The organism is Aeromicrobium sp. (genome assembly GCF_050700635.1).
Taxonomy (GTDB): Bacteria; Actinomycetota; Actinomycetes; order Propionibacteriales; family Nocardioidaceae; genus Aeromicrobium.
Genome location: NZ_JBOHDT010000040.1, coordinates 1 through 15,410, shown reverse-complemented (window position 1 = coordinate 15,410; position 15,410 = coordinate 1). Strand labels below are relative to the sequence as shown.

Genomic DNA, 15,410 nt, shown 5'->3' with positions numbered 1-15,410 from the left:
GTGCACGAGGATGCGTCCGCGGTCGGGCGAGACGTCGAGCCACGCCGGGACGGTGTCCTTGTCGTGGGTCTCGCGAGCCACGATGAACGGCGTCGACTCCAGCGACTTCTGCTTGACGTCGATGATGTCGTGCTTGCTCACTTGGAACGACGGGATGTTGGTCTTGACGCCATTGACCAGGAAGTGACCGTGGGTCACGAGCTGACGGGCGTGCCGACGCGTGCGGGCGAGGCCGGCACGGTAGACCACATTGTCGAGGCGGCTCTCCAGGAGCGAGAGCAGGTTGTCGCCGGTCTTGCCGGGCTTGCGGTGCGCGAGCTCGTAGTACTTGCGGAACTGCTTCTCGAGCACGCCATACGTGTAGCGAGCCTTCTGCTTCTCCTGCAGCTGCGTGCGGTACTCGGACTCCTTGACGCGGGCGCGTCCGTGCATGCCGGGCGGGTAGGGACGACGCTCGAAGGCGGCGTCACCACCGACGAGGTCGACGCCCAGACGGCGCGACTTCTTGGTGAGGGGGCCGGTGTAACGAGCCATGGGTCAGAGCCTCCGGTGCTTGGGTGGGCGGCAGCCGTTGTGCGGGCTGGGGGTCACGTCGGAGATCGTGCCGACCTCGAGGCCGACGCCGCTCAGCGACCGGATCGCCGTCTCGCGGCCCGAACCCGGGCCCTTGTCGAAGACGTCGACCTTCTTCATCCCGTGCTCCATCGCCTGACGGCCGGCCGACTCAGCGGCCATGCCGGCGGCGAACGGCGTGGACTTGCGCGAGCCCTTGAAGCCGACGGTTCCGCCGCAGGCCCAGGCGATGACGGCCCCTGCGGGGTCCGTGATCGTGACGTGGGTGTTGTTGAACGTGCTCTTGATGTGGGCTTCGCCCTGAGCGACGTTCTTCTTCACCTTGCGGCGCGTCTTCTTCGTGCCGGTGGTGGTCTTGGGAGGCATGTTCTAGATCACTTCTTCTTTCCGGAGACGGTGCGCTTCGGACCCTTGCGCGTGCGCGCGTTGGTCTTGGTGCGCTGGCCACGGACGGGGAGGTGCGCGCGGTGACGGCGACCCTGGTAGCTGCCGATCTCCATCTTGCGGCGGATGTCCGCGGTGACCTCACGACGCAGGTCGCCCTCGACCTGGTACTCGGCCTCGATGTGATCGCGCAGGGCCACCAGCTGGTCGTCGTTCAGCTCGTGGACCCGCAGGTCGGGGCTGACGCCGGTGGCGGCAAGGGTCTGGGTGGCGCGGGTGCGACCGATCCCGAAGATGTACGTGAGTGCGACCTCGATGCGCTTGTCGCGCGGTAGGTCCACTCCGATGAGGCGTGCCATGTAGGCATTTCCTTCCGTTCGGCAGAGGTCTCGTCATCTGGGGCGCCCCCGGCTGCCTCCAGCCGGGCCCCGGCCTCTGCGCCGGGGGTGACACCCTGGCCCCTTCTTTCGGAAGAGACTCAGGTGAGCCGTCAGATGTTCAGTGTTTCTTCGTGGAGAGTGCGATCAGCCCTGACGCTGCTTGTGGCGCGGGTTCTCGCAGATCACCATGACGCGTCCGTGGCGACGAATCACCTTGCACTTGTCACAGATCCTCTTCACGCTCGGGTTGACCTTCATTGTTGAAGCTCTACTTCCAGTCTCTGAACGTGATGTGTGCATTGCTGTATTGAATTGTTCGCATCGCAAGCGATGCTCACTTGTAGCGGTAGACGATGCGCCCGCGGCTGAGGTCGTACGGAGACAGCTCCACCACGACCCGATCCTCAGGGAGGATACGGATGTAGTGCTGGCGCATCTTGCCGCTGATGTGTGCGAGGACCTTGTGGCCGTTGGCCAGCTCCACGCGGAACATCGCGTTGGGCAGCGCCTCGACCACGGCGCCCTCCATCTCGATGACGCCTTCCTTTTTCGCCATGACCTCTTCTTCGCTCGACTCGTCTGGTGCCGGCTCCGCAGCGCACGCAAGCCCCGCCCGCCTGAGCGGGCCCCATCGTGTCTGGGACAGGGAAGAACGCGGCCGAACAGCCGACAGGCAAGTCTACGCCGGTCGGGTCGCCGGATTCAAATCGCCCATCTCGTCACGGGCGCACCACCAGCCCCTTGCCCCCGGTCGGTCCGGTGACGGCCGCGCCGGCCGGCGTACGGACGAGGGTCGGCGGGACCATCCGCTCGGTCTCTCGTCGAAGCGATCCGCCACGAGGACAACTCCCGAACCGCTGCTGAGGCTGTCGCTCATCGTGTCGCCCGTCACGTCCACGGTGCCGCGGACCTTGCCGGACCGGACATCCCACAACGCGGAGTAGGCGAGGACCCGCGTCGGCCCGAAGGTGAAGCCCTGACGGCCGGCAACTGTGCGCGACGCAGAATCGCGAGAAGAGCTCTGGTCAGTCGTTGTTGTCGAGCTGGCTGTCCATCCAGGCGCGACGCTCGTCCATCCAGTCCTCGAGGTAGCCCACGTCAGCGTTCCACGAGTTCCTGATCACCTGGAACTGGCTGATCTTGGAGTCGTGGTTCCACTTCTTGTAGTTCTCCTCGGCCGACTCGGCGATGGCACCTTGGTTGACGCCGATGAACACCGACGGGTCGATGTCCTGGTCGACCTGGTTCCATCGATTCTTGACCGCGGCGCGGAACTCCGGGTCCTCGTTGAGCCGGTTGAACCAGGTCTTGGACGACTGCTGGGCAGAGACACCGAGGTTGTTCCGCAAGTACCAGCTGCTCGGGCTGACGACGTTGCCGGCGCGGTTGGCCGAGCCCATCGCCAGGTCGAAGTCCCACAGCGGGCCCATGCGCAGCTTGCCGTCCCCGTCGTCGCCCGTTCCGTCTCGGCGCGGCTTGTACATGTAGACGCTGGCCCACATGTTGCCGTCGACCGGCTTCATGTACTCCATCGCGATGTAGTAGTCGACGGCCGACGCCTTGTCGATGCAGGACTCCCAGCCGTTGTCGTTGTCGTCGGTGAAGTTGCTACTGAACAGCTTGTCGTCGCAGCTGTTCACGTAGTTGCGGATGTACCTGAACTGATCGTCGCTGATGCCGTCGGGATCCTCGGGATCCTCCGGCTCCTTCACCCCGATCCAACCCCGCGTGCCAAGGTCGAAGTTCATGTCGGCGTCGTGGCGGAAGTCCCACTCGAGGATGTACCCGCCGGAGATCTTGGGCTGGGTCTGCTCCGTGGCGTCATCGCCGTTGAGCTCGTGGATCGGGACCCGTCCGCCCTCGGCCGGCGTGTCGTTGTCGGCCGTGATGCGCTCCACGAGCGTGTACGAGCCGCGGTAGGAGCCGTTGACGTACAGGTCGACCGGCACCTGGTCAGGGGTCCAGGCTAGATTGCTGAACTGCTTGCCGACGTGGTACGCGACGGCGTTGCGCAGCAGCGATCGGTCGTAGTGGTTGGCCACGAGCGCCCACTTCGAGCTGTCGCCCATGTTGCAGAGGTTCTTCTTGTCGCCGAGCTTGAGGGTGAAGCCCTTCTTGGCGAACGTCCACGAGTAGTTGCCGCGGCCCTTCATCTCGGCCTTCTCCTCTTCGCCCGGGCCCTGGACCGCACCTTCGTCGTCGCAGTTGAAGGCACCGCCCTTCATGGCGAACTCGCCGTCGAAGTACTTGGTGCGGGTGTCGACGGGCTCGCCGTCGTTGGAGTTGAAGTGGAAGGTGGCCAGCCCGGTGTCCTTGTCGAGCAACGGACCTGCGTACGTCACGTTGTTGGTGGTGGCCATGCCGTTGCTGCGGGCGCGGTACCGGTGCTCCACCTCCAGCGGGTCGGAGATGTAGAAGTTGGCCACACCGCTGGAGTTCTGAGTGGCGGTCTCGATGGTCTTCCAGACGTCGTCCTTGATCGTCTTCACCTGGAGCTCTGCCTCCGCGCCCGGCCGCGCGGGCACGAAGGTGGCCCTGGCCCGGGCATCCTGGTCATCGGAGCCTGCCGGGGTGAACTTCGGGTCGAGCAGGGCGCTGCTTGCCACCGGGTCGACGGTCTGCACCTCGGTGCACTGTCCGGCGCTGGTGCGAGCGAAGAGCTGCTGGGTGCCGTTGACCTCGTAGTTATTCAGGTACGCATTGCCCAGCCGGTTGCTCTCGTCGAAGCCCACCGGGGTGAAGGTGTCACCGCTCTTGCGGAAGAAGGTGACGTTGAGGAAGTCCTGGTCGCTGGGGAAGAAGCCCTTGAGGGTGACGGCCTGGCCGTCGGCGACGACGGTCGGGTCGGTGGAGAAGTCGCCGGTCTGGCCGCACGTGTCGAACGAGACGGCGCTCCGGTCGAGCAACACCAGCTGGGTGAACTCTCCTCCGGCTCCGCCAGTACGGGCGAAGACCCGCACACGGTCGCCGATGGTGTAGTCGGTGAAGTACGCGTTGCCCAGGCTGTTGGCGACGTCGGTGCCGATGGAGTCGTACTCCTCGCTGCCCACGAAGGTCTCCTCGAAGAAGGTGACGGTGGCACCGGCCTCCCCACTCGGGAAGTTCGCCAGGAACTCGACCTTCTGGCCCCTGTAGTAGGTCCCGGGCCGGACCGAGAGGTCACCGGTCCCAGCGCCGGGGAAGGGGATGCTGCTCAGGGCCGAGTTCGCGGCCGGCACGCTCAGGAAGACGGCTGCCAGGCTCAGCGCTGCAAGAGTGGTTGGGAGTCTTCTGATCATCACGTTCCCCGTCGACAATCGAGCTTCAGCACCAGATGATCGGCGCCATTGGCCTCGCACGGCAGGCAGATGAACCCCCCGGACGACCCATCCATGGAACCTCATGCTGAAGATGTTGTCAGGAGAACTCAGAAACTAGTTCCGCGACACACCTTTCGACGTCAGTTACAGCTGGCCGTTCATCCAGCCGCGACGGCTCTTCATCCAGCTCTTGAGGTACTCGACCTCGGCGGAGAACGAGCCCTTCACGACCTGGTACTTGCTGAGATGCTCCTTGACGCTCCACTTCTTGAAGTTCTCGTTCGCGGACTCCTGGATGAGCAACTTGTACTCGTCGATGAAGCTCGACTGGCTCAGCTGCGGGTAGACCTCGTTCCAGCGGGCCCGGACGGCGCTTCGGAAGTCCGGGTCCTCGTTGAGCCGGTTGAACCAGGTCTTGGACGACTGCATGGCCGAGACGCCGAGGGAGTTGCGCAGGTACCAGCTCCGCGGGCTGACGACGTTGCCGGCACGGTTGGCCGAGCCCATCGCCAGGTCGAAGTCCCACAACGGTCCGAAGAACAGCTTTCCGTTGCGCTGCTTGTACATGTAGACGCTGGCCCACATGTTGCCGTCGACCGGCTTCATCAGCTCCATGCCGATGTAGTAGTCGACCGCCGAGTTGATGTCGATGTACTTGCGCCAGCCGTCGGAGTTGCTCTGGAAGTTACCTCCGAACAGCACGCTGTCGGTCTTGTCGACGTAGCTGTTGATGTAGCTGGACTGAGCACTCGTGATGCCTTCGGGATCTCCCGGATCCTCCGGCTCCTTGATGCCCACGGACCCGCGGTCGCCCGCATGGATGTTCACGTCGGCGCCGCGACGGAAGTCCCACTCGAGGATGTAGCCACCGCTGACATTCGGCTGCCGGTTGTCCTCTCCGTCGTCACCGGGACCCTTCAGCTCGGGGATGTCCACGCGTTCGTCGTCGACCGTGATGCGCTCGATCAGGATGTACGAACCGCGGTAGGACCCGTTGACGTAGAAGTCGATGGGCTTGGACTTCGGCGTCCACGCCAGCTCGGTCAGGGCCTTGCCGACGTTCCCGGCGACGACGTTGCGCATGAGCGACTTGTCGTAGTGGTTCGCGACGAAGGCCCATTTCTTGCTCTTGCCCATGCCACAGAGGTTGAGGCCGTCCTTGAGCTTGAGCGTGAACGACTTCTTGGCGAACGTCCACGAGTAGTTTCCGCGGCCCTTCATCTCCGTCTTCGGCGTCGTGGTCACGGCACCGCAGCCGGCGCCGGGCGTCATCGAGAACTCACCCTCGAAGTAGCGCGTTCGGGTGTTGACCGAGTCGCCCTCGTAGGAGTTGAAGTACACCTGTGACAGGCCGGTGGCCTTGGACGGCAGCGGCGCCGCGAACGTCACGGTGTTCGAGACGACGCCCCCACTGACGGCGCGATACTCATGCGAGACCTCACGCGGGTCGGAGATGCTGAACGTCGTCTGGCCGGTCGAGCTCTGCGTGCTGGTGGCGATCGTCTCCCACCTCGGGGTCGGGGTCTCGTTCGTCTCGGTGGTCTCGATGGTCCGCAGCTGGAGCGACGTCTTCTGTCCGCGCACTGCGGGAGTGAAGGTCGCGGTGGCCGACTTGCCACTGCCCGTGATGGGCGCGAGGACACCCTGCTCTGCGGCCGCCGTGAGATCGGAGACGAGATCCTCCGCAGCGTCGGCCGGATTCGGCTCGTCAGCGTTGGACGGAGCCCCGCGCAAGCCGGAGTTTCCTCCGCCCCACGGGTTCGGATCGGGCTCCTCGGCCGTGGACGAGCTGACCGAGGCGAGTAGTGCGAACACCGTCATGACGACGATCAGCGCGCTCTTGAGTGGTTTCATGCGTGAGTCCCCCGCGGATTCAGAGTGCCGTCAGAACCAGACGTCCCGGGCTGCTCGGCACAGACCACCGCCATCATCGTGCCCTGCTACGCCGAGACGCAACCCCCGGGTCGATTCTGGCGAGTCGCGGGTGGACGTGGCAGACCCCCGGAACCGTGGTTCCGGGGGTCGGCGACCTGGGCCTTGCCAGCGGTCAGCTACCCGGAACCTGACCGTCGATCCAGCTCTTGCGCCCGTTGGCCCACGTCCTCACGTAGCTCACGTCCGAGCTGAACGAACCCTTGCAGACCTGGAACTCACTGATGTTGCACTTGTAGCCCCACTTGCTGTAGTTCGCCGTTGCCGAGCTGTTGAGGATCGACTTCTGCGTATCGAGGAACGAGCCCGGGCTGAGCGTCCCGTTGACCTCGTTCCACCGCGCATTCACGGCCGCCCGGAAGTCCGGATCCTCGTTGAGCCGGTTGAACCACGTCTTGCTCGACTGCTGAGCGGAGACCCCGAGGTTGTTCTTGAGGTACCAGCTCGACGAGCTGACCACGTTGCCGGCCCGGTTGGCCGAGCCGACCGCGAGGTCGAAGTCCCACAGCGGACCGAGGCGCAGCTTGCCCTCTCGAGGCTTGTACATGTAGACGCTCGCCCACATGTTGCCGTCGACCGGCTTCAGATACTCCATCGCGAGGTAGTAGTCGACTGCGGAGGCTTGGTTGATGCAGCTCTTCCAGCCGTTGCTCTCGCTGGTGAAGTTGCTGCCGAACAGCTTGTTGTCGCAGTCGTTGACGTAGTCGGTGATGTAGTTCTTCTGCGTGTTGCTGATGCCCTCGTCGGTCTTTTCGTTCTCGCGGGTGTACTCGAACTCCGGCTCCTTGATGCCGAGCAGGCCGCGGGGGCCGATGTCCATGTACGTGTCAGGAGCGCTCGAGTCATTGTCGGCGGCACGGAAGTCCCACTCGACGACGTACCCGCCGGTCAGTCCGGTACCGGACTGCTCCGCGGGGTCGTCGCCGTTGAGCTCGTGGATGTTGACGCGATCGGCGTAGGTGTCCGGTGGGTCCTCGGTGGCATTCTGCACCGATCCCTGGATGGAGATCCGCTCGATGAGCAGGTACGAGCCCCGGTACGAGCCGTTGACGAACAGGTCGACCGGGTGGGACTTGGGAGCCCAGGCCATGTTGTCGAACTTCGAGCCGATGTAGCCGGCCAGGCTGTTGCGCAACAGGGACTTGTCGTAGTGGTTGGCGATGAGCGCATACTTCTTGCTCACGCCGAGGCCGCACAGACTCGTCTTCTTGTCGATGTTGAGTGAGTACGACTTCTTCTCGAACGTCCACGAGTAGTTGCCGCGGCCCTTCATCCTCGACTTCGACATGGGCTTCGTCTGGTCGGTGGGTGTCGCTGCGCAGCCAGTGCCCCCGGTCATGATGAACTCGCCCTCGAACCAGCGCGTCCGTGTGTTGACCGAGTCGCCCTCGTAGGTGTTGAAGTGCAGCCTGGACAGCCCGGTGCTCGGTGACGCCTTCAGCGGGGCGGCGAAGCTGAGCTCGTTGGAGTTGGTGCCGCCTGAGGTGGCTCGGTACGTGTGCTTGACCTCCAACGGGTCGGCAACGGTGAACGACGTGTTGCCCGAGCCGCTCTGGGTGCCGGTGTCGAGGGTGGTCCACGGGCCCTTGCAGTCCTTCTGGCTGACGCTGTCGTCGAACGGGCCCGTCTCGGGATCGGTCTCGTTCGTCTCGTAGGTGCAGATCTCCCGGACCTGCAACCTTGTCTGCTGGCCACTCGTGGCCGGGCTGAATGTCGCCGCGAAGGTCTTGCCACCGTCCGTCGAGGTGTCCAGGACGGCAGTCCCCGGGGGCGGACCAGCGACACCGGTGAGAGTCTTCACCTCGGTCTGGTGGCCGTTCTCGTCGTCCTCGGCGTAGTACTTGCGGGCACCTTCGTCGATCTCCGGGTGGAAGTACGCGTTGCCGTTGGTGTTCGCGGAGGGATCGACTTCGTCGACCTCGTAGGTGTTCGAGCCGGCGGCAATCTCCTTGTACAGGGTGACCGAGTGTCCGGCCGTGGTGCTCTGGAAGTTCGCCAGGATCTCGATCGTCTCGCCGGTCGTGTATGAGCCACCGTCCGGCCGCAAAGTGAGGTCGGCACCGTCATTGTCGAGATTGTCGGGCGGAGCGTTGAGGCTCACGGCCGTCGACGCTGCGGCGAGTGACGCCAGCAGGGCGAACGTCGCCAGGATCACGACAAGGCTGCTCTTGATGGTCTTCATAACGATACGTCCCCCAGGGGGTAGAAGTGACGGCCGGTGCCACTGGTGCGCTGGCAGGCATTCGACCCGGCCAATGATGCCCCATGCAGGATCAACGCGTCCAAGGAACCACTGGAAAACCAGGGGTGAATTCATGGTGGCCGAGTCACGGCCCGTATCGGTCGATGAGCCGGGAAAGCACGATCGACGTGTTCGTGTGACCCACGTTCGCGGTCTCGTCGCGCACCCGCTCGAGGGCCCGCTCGAGGTCGCGGACATCGCGCGCCACGATGTGCAGGATGGCGTCGGCCGGCCCCGACACCGTGGCGGCCACGTGGACCTCCGGGACCTTGCCGAACGACGCCCTGAGCTCGTCCGGCGACACGGCGCCCTGGCAGTGCACCTCGACGTAGGCCTCGGTGGTCCAGCCCATGTGGTCTGGGTCGATCACCACGGTGAAGCCGCGGATCACCCCGTCGGCCACCAGACGGTCCACCCGGCGCTTCACGGCCGGTGCCGACAGACCGACGTGATCACCGATCGCGGCGTATCCCGCGCGGCCGTCCTCCAGCAGGTGGTCGAGGATCTTGCGGTCGAGAGCATCCATGCCTCCATCGTCGCAAGAAATCTCCACGAGTGACCAATTCACGCAAGAAATCGTGCCATCAATAGAAGATTTCGGGTTCGTCATGCACGGAACTGCCGAACTACCATTGATTCATTGCACCCATCACGAAGGAGGCCACGTTGACGATCATCGACACCCGCACCCGCCTGGCGCCGTACTCGACGACGCGGCGACAGGCCCGCACCCGGCACTACGTGATGTGCGCACCCACCCACTTCGCCGTCGAGTACGCGATCAACCCGTGGATGGATCCGACCGTCCCGGTCGACGCCGAGCGCGCGACCATGCAGTGGGACCTGCTGCGTCACGCCTTCCTCGGGCTGGGCCACCGCGTCGACGTCATCTCCCCCGTAGCCGGCCAGCCGGACATGGTCTTCGCCGCCAACGGCGGACTGACCGTGGGCGGCCGCTCATACGGCGCCCGTTTCCGCCATTCCCAGCGCGAGGACGAGGCCGAGGCCTTTGCGGACTTCCTGCGGGCGCAGGGACTCGACGTCACCGAGCCCACGCACGTGAACGAGGGTGAGGGCGACTTCCTCGCGCTGCGGTCGATGATCCTGGCCGGCACCGGCTTCCGCACCTCATTGGAGGCGCACATCGAGGCGGCCGGCGCAGTCGATCGTCCCGTCGTGTCGCTGGAGCTGGTCGATCCGCGTTTCTACCACCTCGACACCGCGATCGCCGTGCTCGACGACGGTGGCGGCGACTCCCCCGCAGACATCGCCTACTTCCCCGGCGCGTTCAGCGCGCACAGCCGGCGTACGCTGCGCGAGCTCTTCCCTGACGCCGTCAAGGTGTCCGAGCTCGACGCCCTGGTGCTCGGTCTCAACGCCGTGAGCGACGGCCTCAACGTCGTCCTCCCCGTCGCGGCCATCGAGTTCGCCGAGACGCTGCGCAGCCGTGGCTACGTCACCGTGCCGGTGGAGCTCGGCGAGCTGCTCAAGTCCGGCGGCAGCGTCAAGTGCTGCACCATGGAGCTGCACGCCTGATGAGCGGCACCGAGCGCGCTCTACGCGCGAGCGTGCCGCCGGACGCTTCTCGCTGACGCTCGTCGGCCCGGCTCACCAGGCGATCATCCGGCGCGCCAGCTCCGGTCCGGCGTCCTCCTGGATGAAGTGACCGCCGCGGATGCGGTCGTGCGGCTGCCCCTGCGCGCCGGGGACGTGGGCGATGAGCGGCCCGTCGCCCTTGCCGAGGATCGGGTCATTCCTGCCGAAGATCGCCAGGAACGGCCGCTCGAACCGCCCCAGAGCCTCCCAGGCGGCTCGGTTCGCCGGGACGGCAACATTGTCGGCATCAGTTGGGACGAGCCGGGGGAAAGCGCGAGCTCCGGCCTGGTACTTGGATGACGGGAACGGCGCGTCGTACGCGGCACGCACGTCGGGGCCGACCTTCGTGACGGTCGCGCCCTGAACGAGGCGCCCTGCGGGAAAGACCGGCGTCCAGCGCGCGAATGCCCGCCAGGCCCTGAACGCAAGCGGCGTGCCGTGGTGGGCGGTCGGAAGGAAGCCGTTGCTGATGACGATGCGCGCGAACCGTTCGGGTTGCTCCCCGGCGATCCTCAGCCCGATGAGCGATCCCCAGTCCTGCCCGAACAAGGTGATGCCGTCCACGCCGAGGGTGTCCAACCAGCTGGTGACCCAGTCGACGTGGCGCTGGTACGTGTAGTCGGCGATCGCCGCCGGTTTGTCGGACTTGCCGAACCCGATCAGGTCGGGCGCGAGCACGCGGTAGCCGGCCTCGACGAGCGGCGGGATCATCGTTCGGTAGAGGTAGCTCCACGTCGGTTCGCCATGGAGCAGCACGATGACGGCCCCGTCACGCGGGCCTTCGTCGACGTAGTGCATCCGCAGGGTGCTCCCGTCCCCGGAGTCGAGGGAGACCCAGTGCGGTTCGAACGGATAGCCGGGAAGATTTTCGAACCGCTCGTCCGGCGTACGGATGACATCCATGACGTCACTGTAGGGCGGCCAACGCGGCCTCTCCCCCGTCGAGCGCGGTGAGGACCCAGATGCCGGCTTCGGTGATGGCGAAGGTGTGCTCGAAGTGCGCCGACCATGAGCCGTCGGTGGTGACGGCGGTCCAGCCGTCGGCGAGAACCCGCGTTTCCGGAGATCCCAGTGTCACCATCGGCTCCACGGCCAGGGCGAGACCGCGCACGAGCCTCGGCCCGCGAGTGCGACCGACGACGTTGGGCACGTCGGGCGGCTGATGCATGGCCGAGCCGATGCCGTGGCCGGTGAAGCCCTCGACGATGCCCCACTGATGCGCACCGTCGCCCTGCGAGCGCACGTAGGTCTCGACCGCGTTGCTGATGTCGGCGACGCGACCGTCGATCGAGGCGGCCGCGATGCCACGCCACATGGCCTCCTCGGTGATGCGCAGGAGCTCGGTGACCTCGTCCGACACCGAGCCCACGGGCACCGTGATGGCTGCGTCGCCGTGCCAGCCGTCGACGATCGCGCCGCAGTCGATGGAGACGATGTCTCCGTCGCTGAGCGTGCGTCGACCGGGTATGCCGTGCACGACCTCATCGTTGACCGACGTGCAGATGACACCTGGAAAGGCCCCCGCCCCGGACGGGTCTTGCGCACCGTAGCCGAGGAAGTTCGACGTCGCGCCCTGCTCGCGGATGGTGTCGTGAGCCAGGGTGTCGAGCTCGCCGGTCGTGACGCCGGCGGTGGCGGCGTAGCGCAGGACCTCGAGCGTGCGTCCGACCACGAGCCCGGCCTCGCGCATCACCGCGATCTGTTCGGGCGTCTTGATCTCGACACCCGAGCCGAACAAGCCCACCAGCTAGCCTTCGAGTGCCCCCGGCACCGGAGGCGCCTCGAGCGCACTGTCGATCCGTCGGGCGACCTCGTCGACGTCGCCCATGCCGTCGACCTCACGAAGCAGGCCGCGCTCGTCGTAGACCTTGAGCAGCGGCGAGGTCTCGCCGGCGTAGACCTCTTGCCGGTACCGGATGACCTCTTCGGTGTCGTCGGCCCGACCGCTGGTCTCGGCCCGCTTGAGCAGCCGGGCGATGAGCTCCTCGGGGTCGACCACGAGGGCGACCACGACGTCGAGCGGACGATCGAGCGCGTCGAGGATTGCGTCGAGCGTCTCGACCTGGTCGACGGTACGGGGATAGCCGTCGAGGATGAACGACTCGGCATCCTCGCGGGAGATGCGCTCCTCGACCATGGCGTTGGTGATCTCGTTGGGCACGTACTCGCCCGCGTCCATGTACCGCTGAGCCTTCTGCCCGAGCTCGGTCTGGTCCTTGACGTTGGCGCGGAAGATGTCGCCAGTGGAGATGTGCGCGGCGCGGATGCGCTCGGCGAGTGCCTCCGCCTGGGTGCCCTTGCCCGCGCCCGGCGGGCCCATCATGATCAGACGCATCAGCGCAGGAAGCCTTCGTAGTTGCGCTGCTGAAGCTGGCTCTCGATCTGCTTCACGGTGTCGAGGCCGACGCCGACGATGATGAGGATGGTGGTGCCGCCGAACGGGAAGTTCTGGCTCGCGTCGACCAGTGCGATGGCGACCATCGGGATCAGCGAGATGAGTCCGAGATACAGCGCGCCGGGCGCGGTGATACGGCTAAGCACGTAGGCGAGATAGTCCTGCGTCGGACGTCCGGCGCGGATGCCCGGGATGAAGCCGCCGTACTTCTTCATGTTGTCGGCGACTTCTTCGGGGTTGAACGTGATCGCGACGTAGAAGTACGTGAAGAAGATGATCATCGCGAAGTACAGAGCCATGTAGTACGGGTGGTCACCCTTGACGAGGTAGGCGTTGATGAAGTTCGACGCCGGCCCGCTCGGCTGGAACTGCGAGTACAACGCCGGCAGGTACATCAGGCTCGCGGCGAAGATGACCGGGATGATGCCGGCCTGGTTGACCTTGAGCGGGATGTACGTGGACGAGCCGCCGAACATGCGACGCCCGACCATCCGCTTGGCGTATTGGACGGGAATGCGGCGTTGTGCCTGCTCAATGAAGATGACGCCGGCGACTACGACGAGTCCCACCATCAGCACGATGAGGAAGGTCGTCCAGCCCTTCTGCTGCTTGATGAGCCACAGCGCGCCGGGGAAGGTGGCGACGACCTGGGTGAAGATCAGGATCGACATGCCGTTGCCGATGCCGCGATCGGTGATGAGCTCGCCGAGCCACATGATGACCGCCGTGCCCGAGACCATCACGAGGACGATCAGCAGGTACGCGGCGATGGAGTTCGTGTCGTACATCAGGTCGCCGCACTCGGCGCCGCCGAACAGCTGACCACTGCGTGCCAGCGCCACGATGCCGGATGCCTGCAGGATCGCGAGCCCGAGCGTCAGGTATCGGGTGTACTGCGTGATCTTGGCCTGCCCGGCCTGACCCTCCTTCTTGAGGGTCTCGAGCCGCGGAATGACCACGACGAGAAGCTGCAGGATGATGCTCGCGGTGATGTACGGCATGATGCCGAGCGCGAAGACCGTCAGCTGCAGCAGCGCGCCACCGGAGAAGACGTTGATGAGCGCGAACAGACTGCTGTTCTCGCCCTCGGAGGCAAGCTGGACGCATTCCCGGACATTGGCGACGTCGATGCCGGGCGCCGGCATGGTGGATCCGATGCGGAACAGGACCACGACGCCGAGGACGAAGAGGATCTTGCGTCGCAGGTCCGGTGTACGGAACGCATTGACGAAAGCGCTGAGCACTATCGTTCTCCTCTTGTCGGCTGGTCGTGGGCGACTCTACGGAATGGTCGTTTCGAAAGGGTTAATGACCCCTGCGTCACAGCTGGGTGACGCTACCGCCTGCCGCTTCGATCTTGCTCCGGGCTGAGCCGGAGAAGTGGTGCGCCGTGACCTGGACCGCGACCGAGAGGTCGCCGCCGCCGAGAACCTTGACGCGGCGGCCCTTGCGAACCGCGCCCGCGGCGACCAGTGCGTCGACGTCGACGGTGCCGCCCTTGGGGAAGAGCGCGCCGAGTCGGTCGACGTTGACGACCTGGTACTCCTCGCGGAACGGGTTCTTGAACCCCTTCAGCTTGGGCAGGCGCATGTGGATCGGGATCTGTCCGCCCTCGAAGCCTGCAGGCACTTGGTAGCGGGCCTTGGTGCCCTTGGTGCCGCGACCAGCGGTCTTGCCCCTCTTGCCGCCCTCGCCGCGACCCACACGGATCTTGGCCTTCTTGGCGCCCGGGGCGGGGCGCAGGTGATGAAGCTTGAGCGTCATGTCAGTTCGCCTCCTCATCAGGCAGAGTCTTGACGTCCACGAGGTGCGGGATGGAGGCAACCATGCCGCGGATCTCGGGACGATCGTCCTTGACGACGACGTCGCCGATTCGCTTGAGACCCAACGAGCGCAACGTGTGCCGCTGGTTCTGGTGCCGGCCGATGCCGGACTTGATCTGGGTGACCTGGAGCTTCGTCATGAGGCACCCGCACCAGCTTCGGCCTTGGCTGCTTCAGCCTCGGCGATGCCTTCCTTGCCGGCACGAAGCAGGGCCGCCGGAGCGACCTCCTCGACCGTAAGGCCGCGGCGCTGGGCCACCATCTCCGGGGACTCCAGCGTCTTGAGAGCGTCGACGGTGGCGTGCACGATGTTGATCGCGTTCGACGAACCGAGCGACTTGCTCAGCACGTCGTGCACTCCCGCGGCCTCGAGCACGGCGCGCACCGGACCACCGGCGATGACACCGGTACCGGGCGAGGCCGGACGCAGGAAGACGACGCCGGCGGCCTTCTCACCCTGGACCGGGTGCGGGATGGTGCCCTGGATGCGCGGGACACGGAAGAAGCTCTTCTTCGCCTCCTCGACGCCCTTCGCGATCGCGGTGGGCACCTCCTTGGCCTTGCCGTAGCCGACACCGACCATGCCCTCGCCGTCGCCGACGACCACCAGGGCGGTGAAGCTGAAGCGCCGGCCACCCTTGACGACCTTGGCGACGCGGTTGATCGCGACGACCCGCTCGACGAACTGGCTCTTCTCGGCCTGGCCGCCGCGACGGTCGTCGCGGCGATCACGGCGTTCGCCGCCGCCGCCCCCGGCGCCACCGCCGGGGCCTCGACGCTGTGGTC

Annotated in this window: 17 protein-coding genes; 1 reads left to right on the top strand and 16 read right to left on the bottom strand. The window is 65.7% G+C overall.

Annotated features, from left to right (window positions below; all coding sequences use genetic code 11):
- The 9 genes from rpsD to ACRDPN_RS02790 all read right to left on the bottom strand — a co-directional run.
- Positions 1-534, bottom strand: a 534-nt coding sequence (rpsD, locus tag ACRDPN_RS02830; protein WP_431445806.1) for a 30S ribosomal protein S4, incomplete at its 3' end; no start/stop codon positions are given.
- 3 nt (positions 535-537) lie between these two features.
- Positions 538-939: a 30S ribosomal protein S11 gene (gene rpsK, locus ACRDPN_RS02825; RefSeq protein WP_431445805.1), complete on the bottom strand. Its 402-nt coding sequence runs from the start codon at positions 937-939 to the stop codon at positions 538-540.
- 8 nt (positions 940-947) lie between these two features.
- Positions 948-1,316, bottom strand: coding sequence for a 30S ribosomal protein S13 (gene rpsM / locus ACRDPN_RS02820; RefSeq protein ID WP_431445804.1), 369 nt, complete (start codon positions 1,314-1,316; stop codon positions 948-950).
- A gap of 165 nt (positions 1,317-1,481) precedes the next feature.
- Positions 1,482-1,595 (bottom strand): 50S ribosomal protein L36, encoded by a 114-nt coding sequence (gene rpmJ / locus ACRDPN_RS02815; protein ID WP_056734976.1) that lies wholly within the window; start codon positions 1,593-1,595, stop codon positions 1,482-1,484.
- Positions 1,596-1,671: 76 nt separating this feature from the next.
- On the bottom strand, positions 1,672-1,893 hold the full coding sequence (infA, locus tag ACRDPN_RS02810) for a translation initiation factor IF-1 (RefSeq protein WP_007078610.1): 222 nt from the start codon (positions 1,891-1,893) through the stop codon (positions 1,672-1,674).
- Positions 1,894-2,362: 469 nt separating this feature from the next.
- Positions 2,363-4,615 (bottom strand): CotH kinase family protein, encoded by a 2,253-nt coding sequence (locus ACRDPN_RS02805; protein ID WP_431445803.1) that lies wholly within the window; start codon positions 4,613-4,615, stop codon positions 2,363-2,365.
- Positions 4,616-4,780: 165 nt separating this feature from the next.
- The gene (locus ACRDPN_RS02800) at positions 4,781-6,490 is read right to left on the bottom strand and encodes a CotH kinase family protein (protein WP_431445802.1); all 1,710 of its coding nucleotides are present in this window, start codon (positions 6,488-6,490) and stop codon (positions 4,781-4,783) included.
- A 193-nt stretch (positions 6,491-6,683) separates the two neighbouring features.
- The gene (locus ACRDPN_RS02795; RefSeq protein ID WP_431445801.1) at positions 6,684-8,750 is read right to left on the bottom strand and encodes a CotH kinase family protein; all 2,067 of its coding nucleotides are present in this window, start codon (positions 8,748-8,750) and stop codon (positions 6,684-6,686) included.
- A 145-nt stretch (positions 8,751-8,895) separates the two neighbouring features.
- On the bottom strand, positions 8,896-9,336 hold the full coding sequence (locus tag ACRDPN_RS02790) for an Lrp/AsnC family transcriptional regulator (protein ID WP_431445800.1): 441 nt from the start codon (positions 9,334-9,336) through the stop codon (positions 8,896-8,898).
- Between the two features lie 140 nt (positions 9,337-9,476).
- Between ACRDPN_RS02790 and ddaH the strand changes: the two genes are divergently transcribed.
- Complete coding sequence (gene ddaH / locus ACRDPN_RS02785) at positions 9,477-10,346, top strand: dimethylargininase (RefSeq protein ID WP_431445799.1); 870 nt, start codon at positions 9,477-9,479, stop codon at positions 10,344-10,346.
- 72 nt (positions 10,347-10,418) lie between these two features.
- On the opposite strand, the gene ACRDPN_RS02780 is transcribed toward ddaH, so the two are convergent.
- From ACRDPN_RS02780 to rpsE, 7 genes are all read right to left on the bottom strand, one after another.
- Positions 10,419-11,309: a haloalkane dehalogenase gene (locus ACRDPN_RS02780; RefSeq protein ID WP_431445798.1), complete on the bottom strand. Its 891-nt coding sequence runs from the start codon at positions 11,307-11,309 to the stop codon at positions 10,419-10,421.
- Between the two features lie 4 nt (positions 11,310-11,313).
- Complete coding sequence (map, locus tag ACRDPN_RS02775) at positions 11,314-12,150, bottom strand: type I methionyl aminopeptidase (RefSeq protein WP_431445797.1); 837 nt, start codon at positions 12,148-12,150, stop codon at positions 11,314-11,316.
- Positions 12,151-12,153: 3 nt separating this feature from the next.
- Positions 12,154-12,741, bottom strand: coding sequence for an adenylate kinase (locus ACRDPN_RS02770; protein WP_431445796.1), 588 nt, complete (start codon positions 12,739-12,741; stop codon positions 12,154-12,156).
- Positions 12,741-14,045: a preprotein translocase subunit SecY gene (gene secY / locus ACRDPN_RS02765; protein WP_431445795.1), complete on the bottom strand. Its 1,305-nt coding sequence runs from the start codon at positions 14,043-14,045 to the stop codon at positions 12,741-12,743. Before secY ends, ACRDPN_RS02770 begins: the two co-directional genes overlap by 1 nt.
- 76 nt (positions 14,046-14,121) lie before the next feature.
- Positions 14,122-14,565, bottom strand: a complete 444-nt coding sequence (gene rplO, locus ACRDPN_RS02760; protein ID WP_431445794.1) for a 50S ribosomal protein L15 — start codon at positions 14,563-14,565, stop codon at positions 14,122-14,124.
- Position 14,566: 1 nt separating this feature from the next.
- Positions 14,567-14,764, bottom strand: coding sequence for a 50S ribosomal protein L30 (rpmD, locus tag ACRDPN_RS02755; protein ID WP_431445793.1), 198 nt, complete (start codon positions 14,762-14,764; stop codon positions 14,567-14,569).
- Positions 14,761-15,410: 30S ribosomal protein S5 (gene rpsE / locus ACRDPN_RS02750; RefSeq protein WP_431445792.1), on the bottom strand; the 650-nt coding region annotated here is incomplete at its 5' end. The genes rpsE and rpmD, both read right to left, overlap by 4 nt.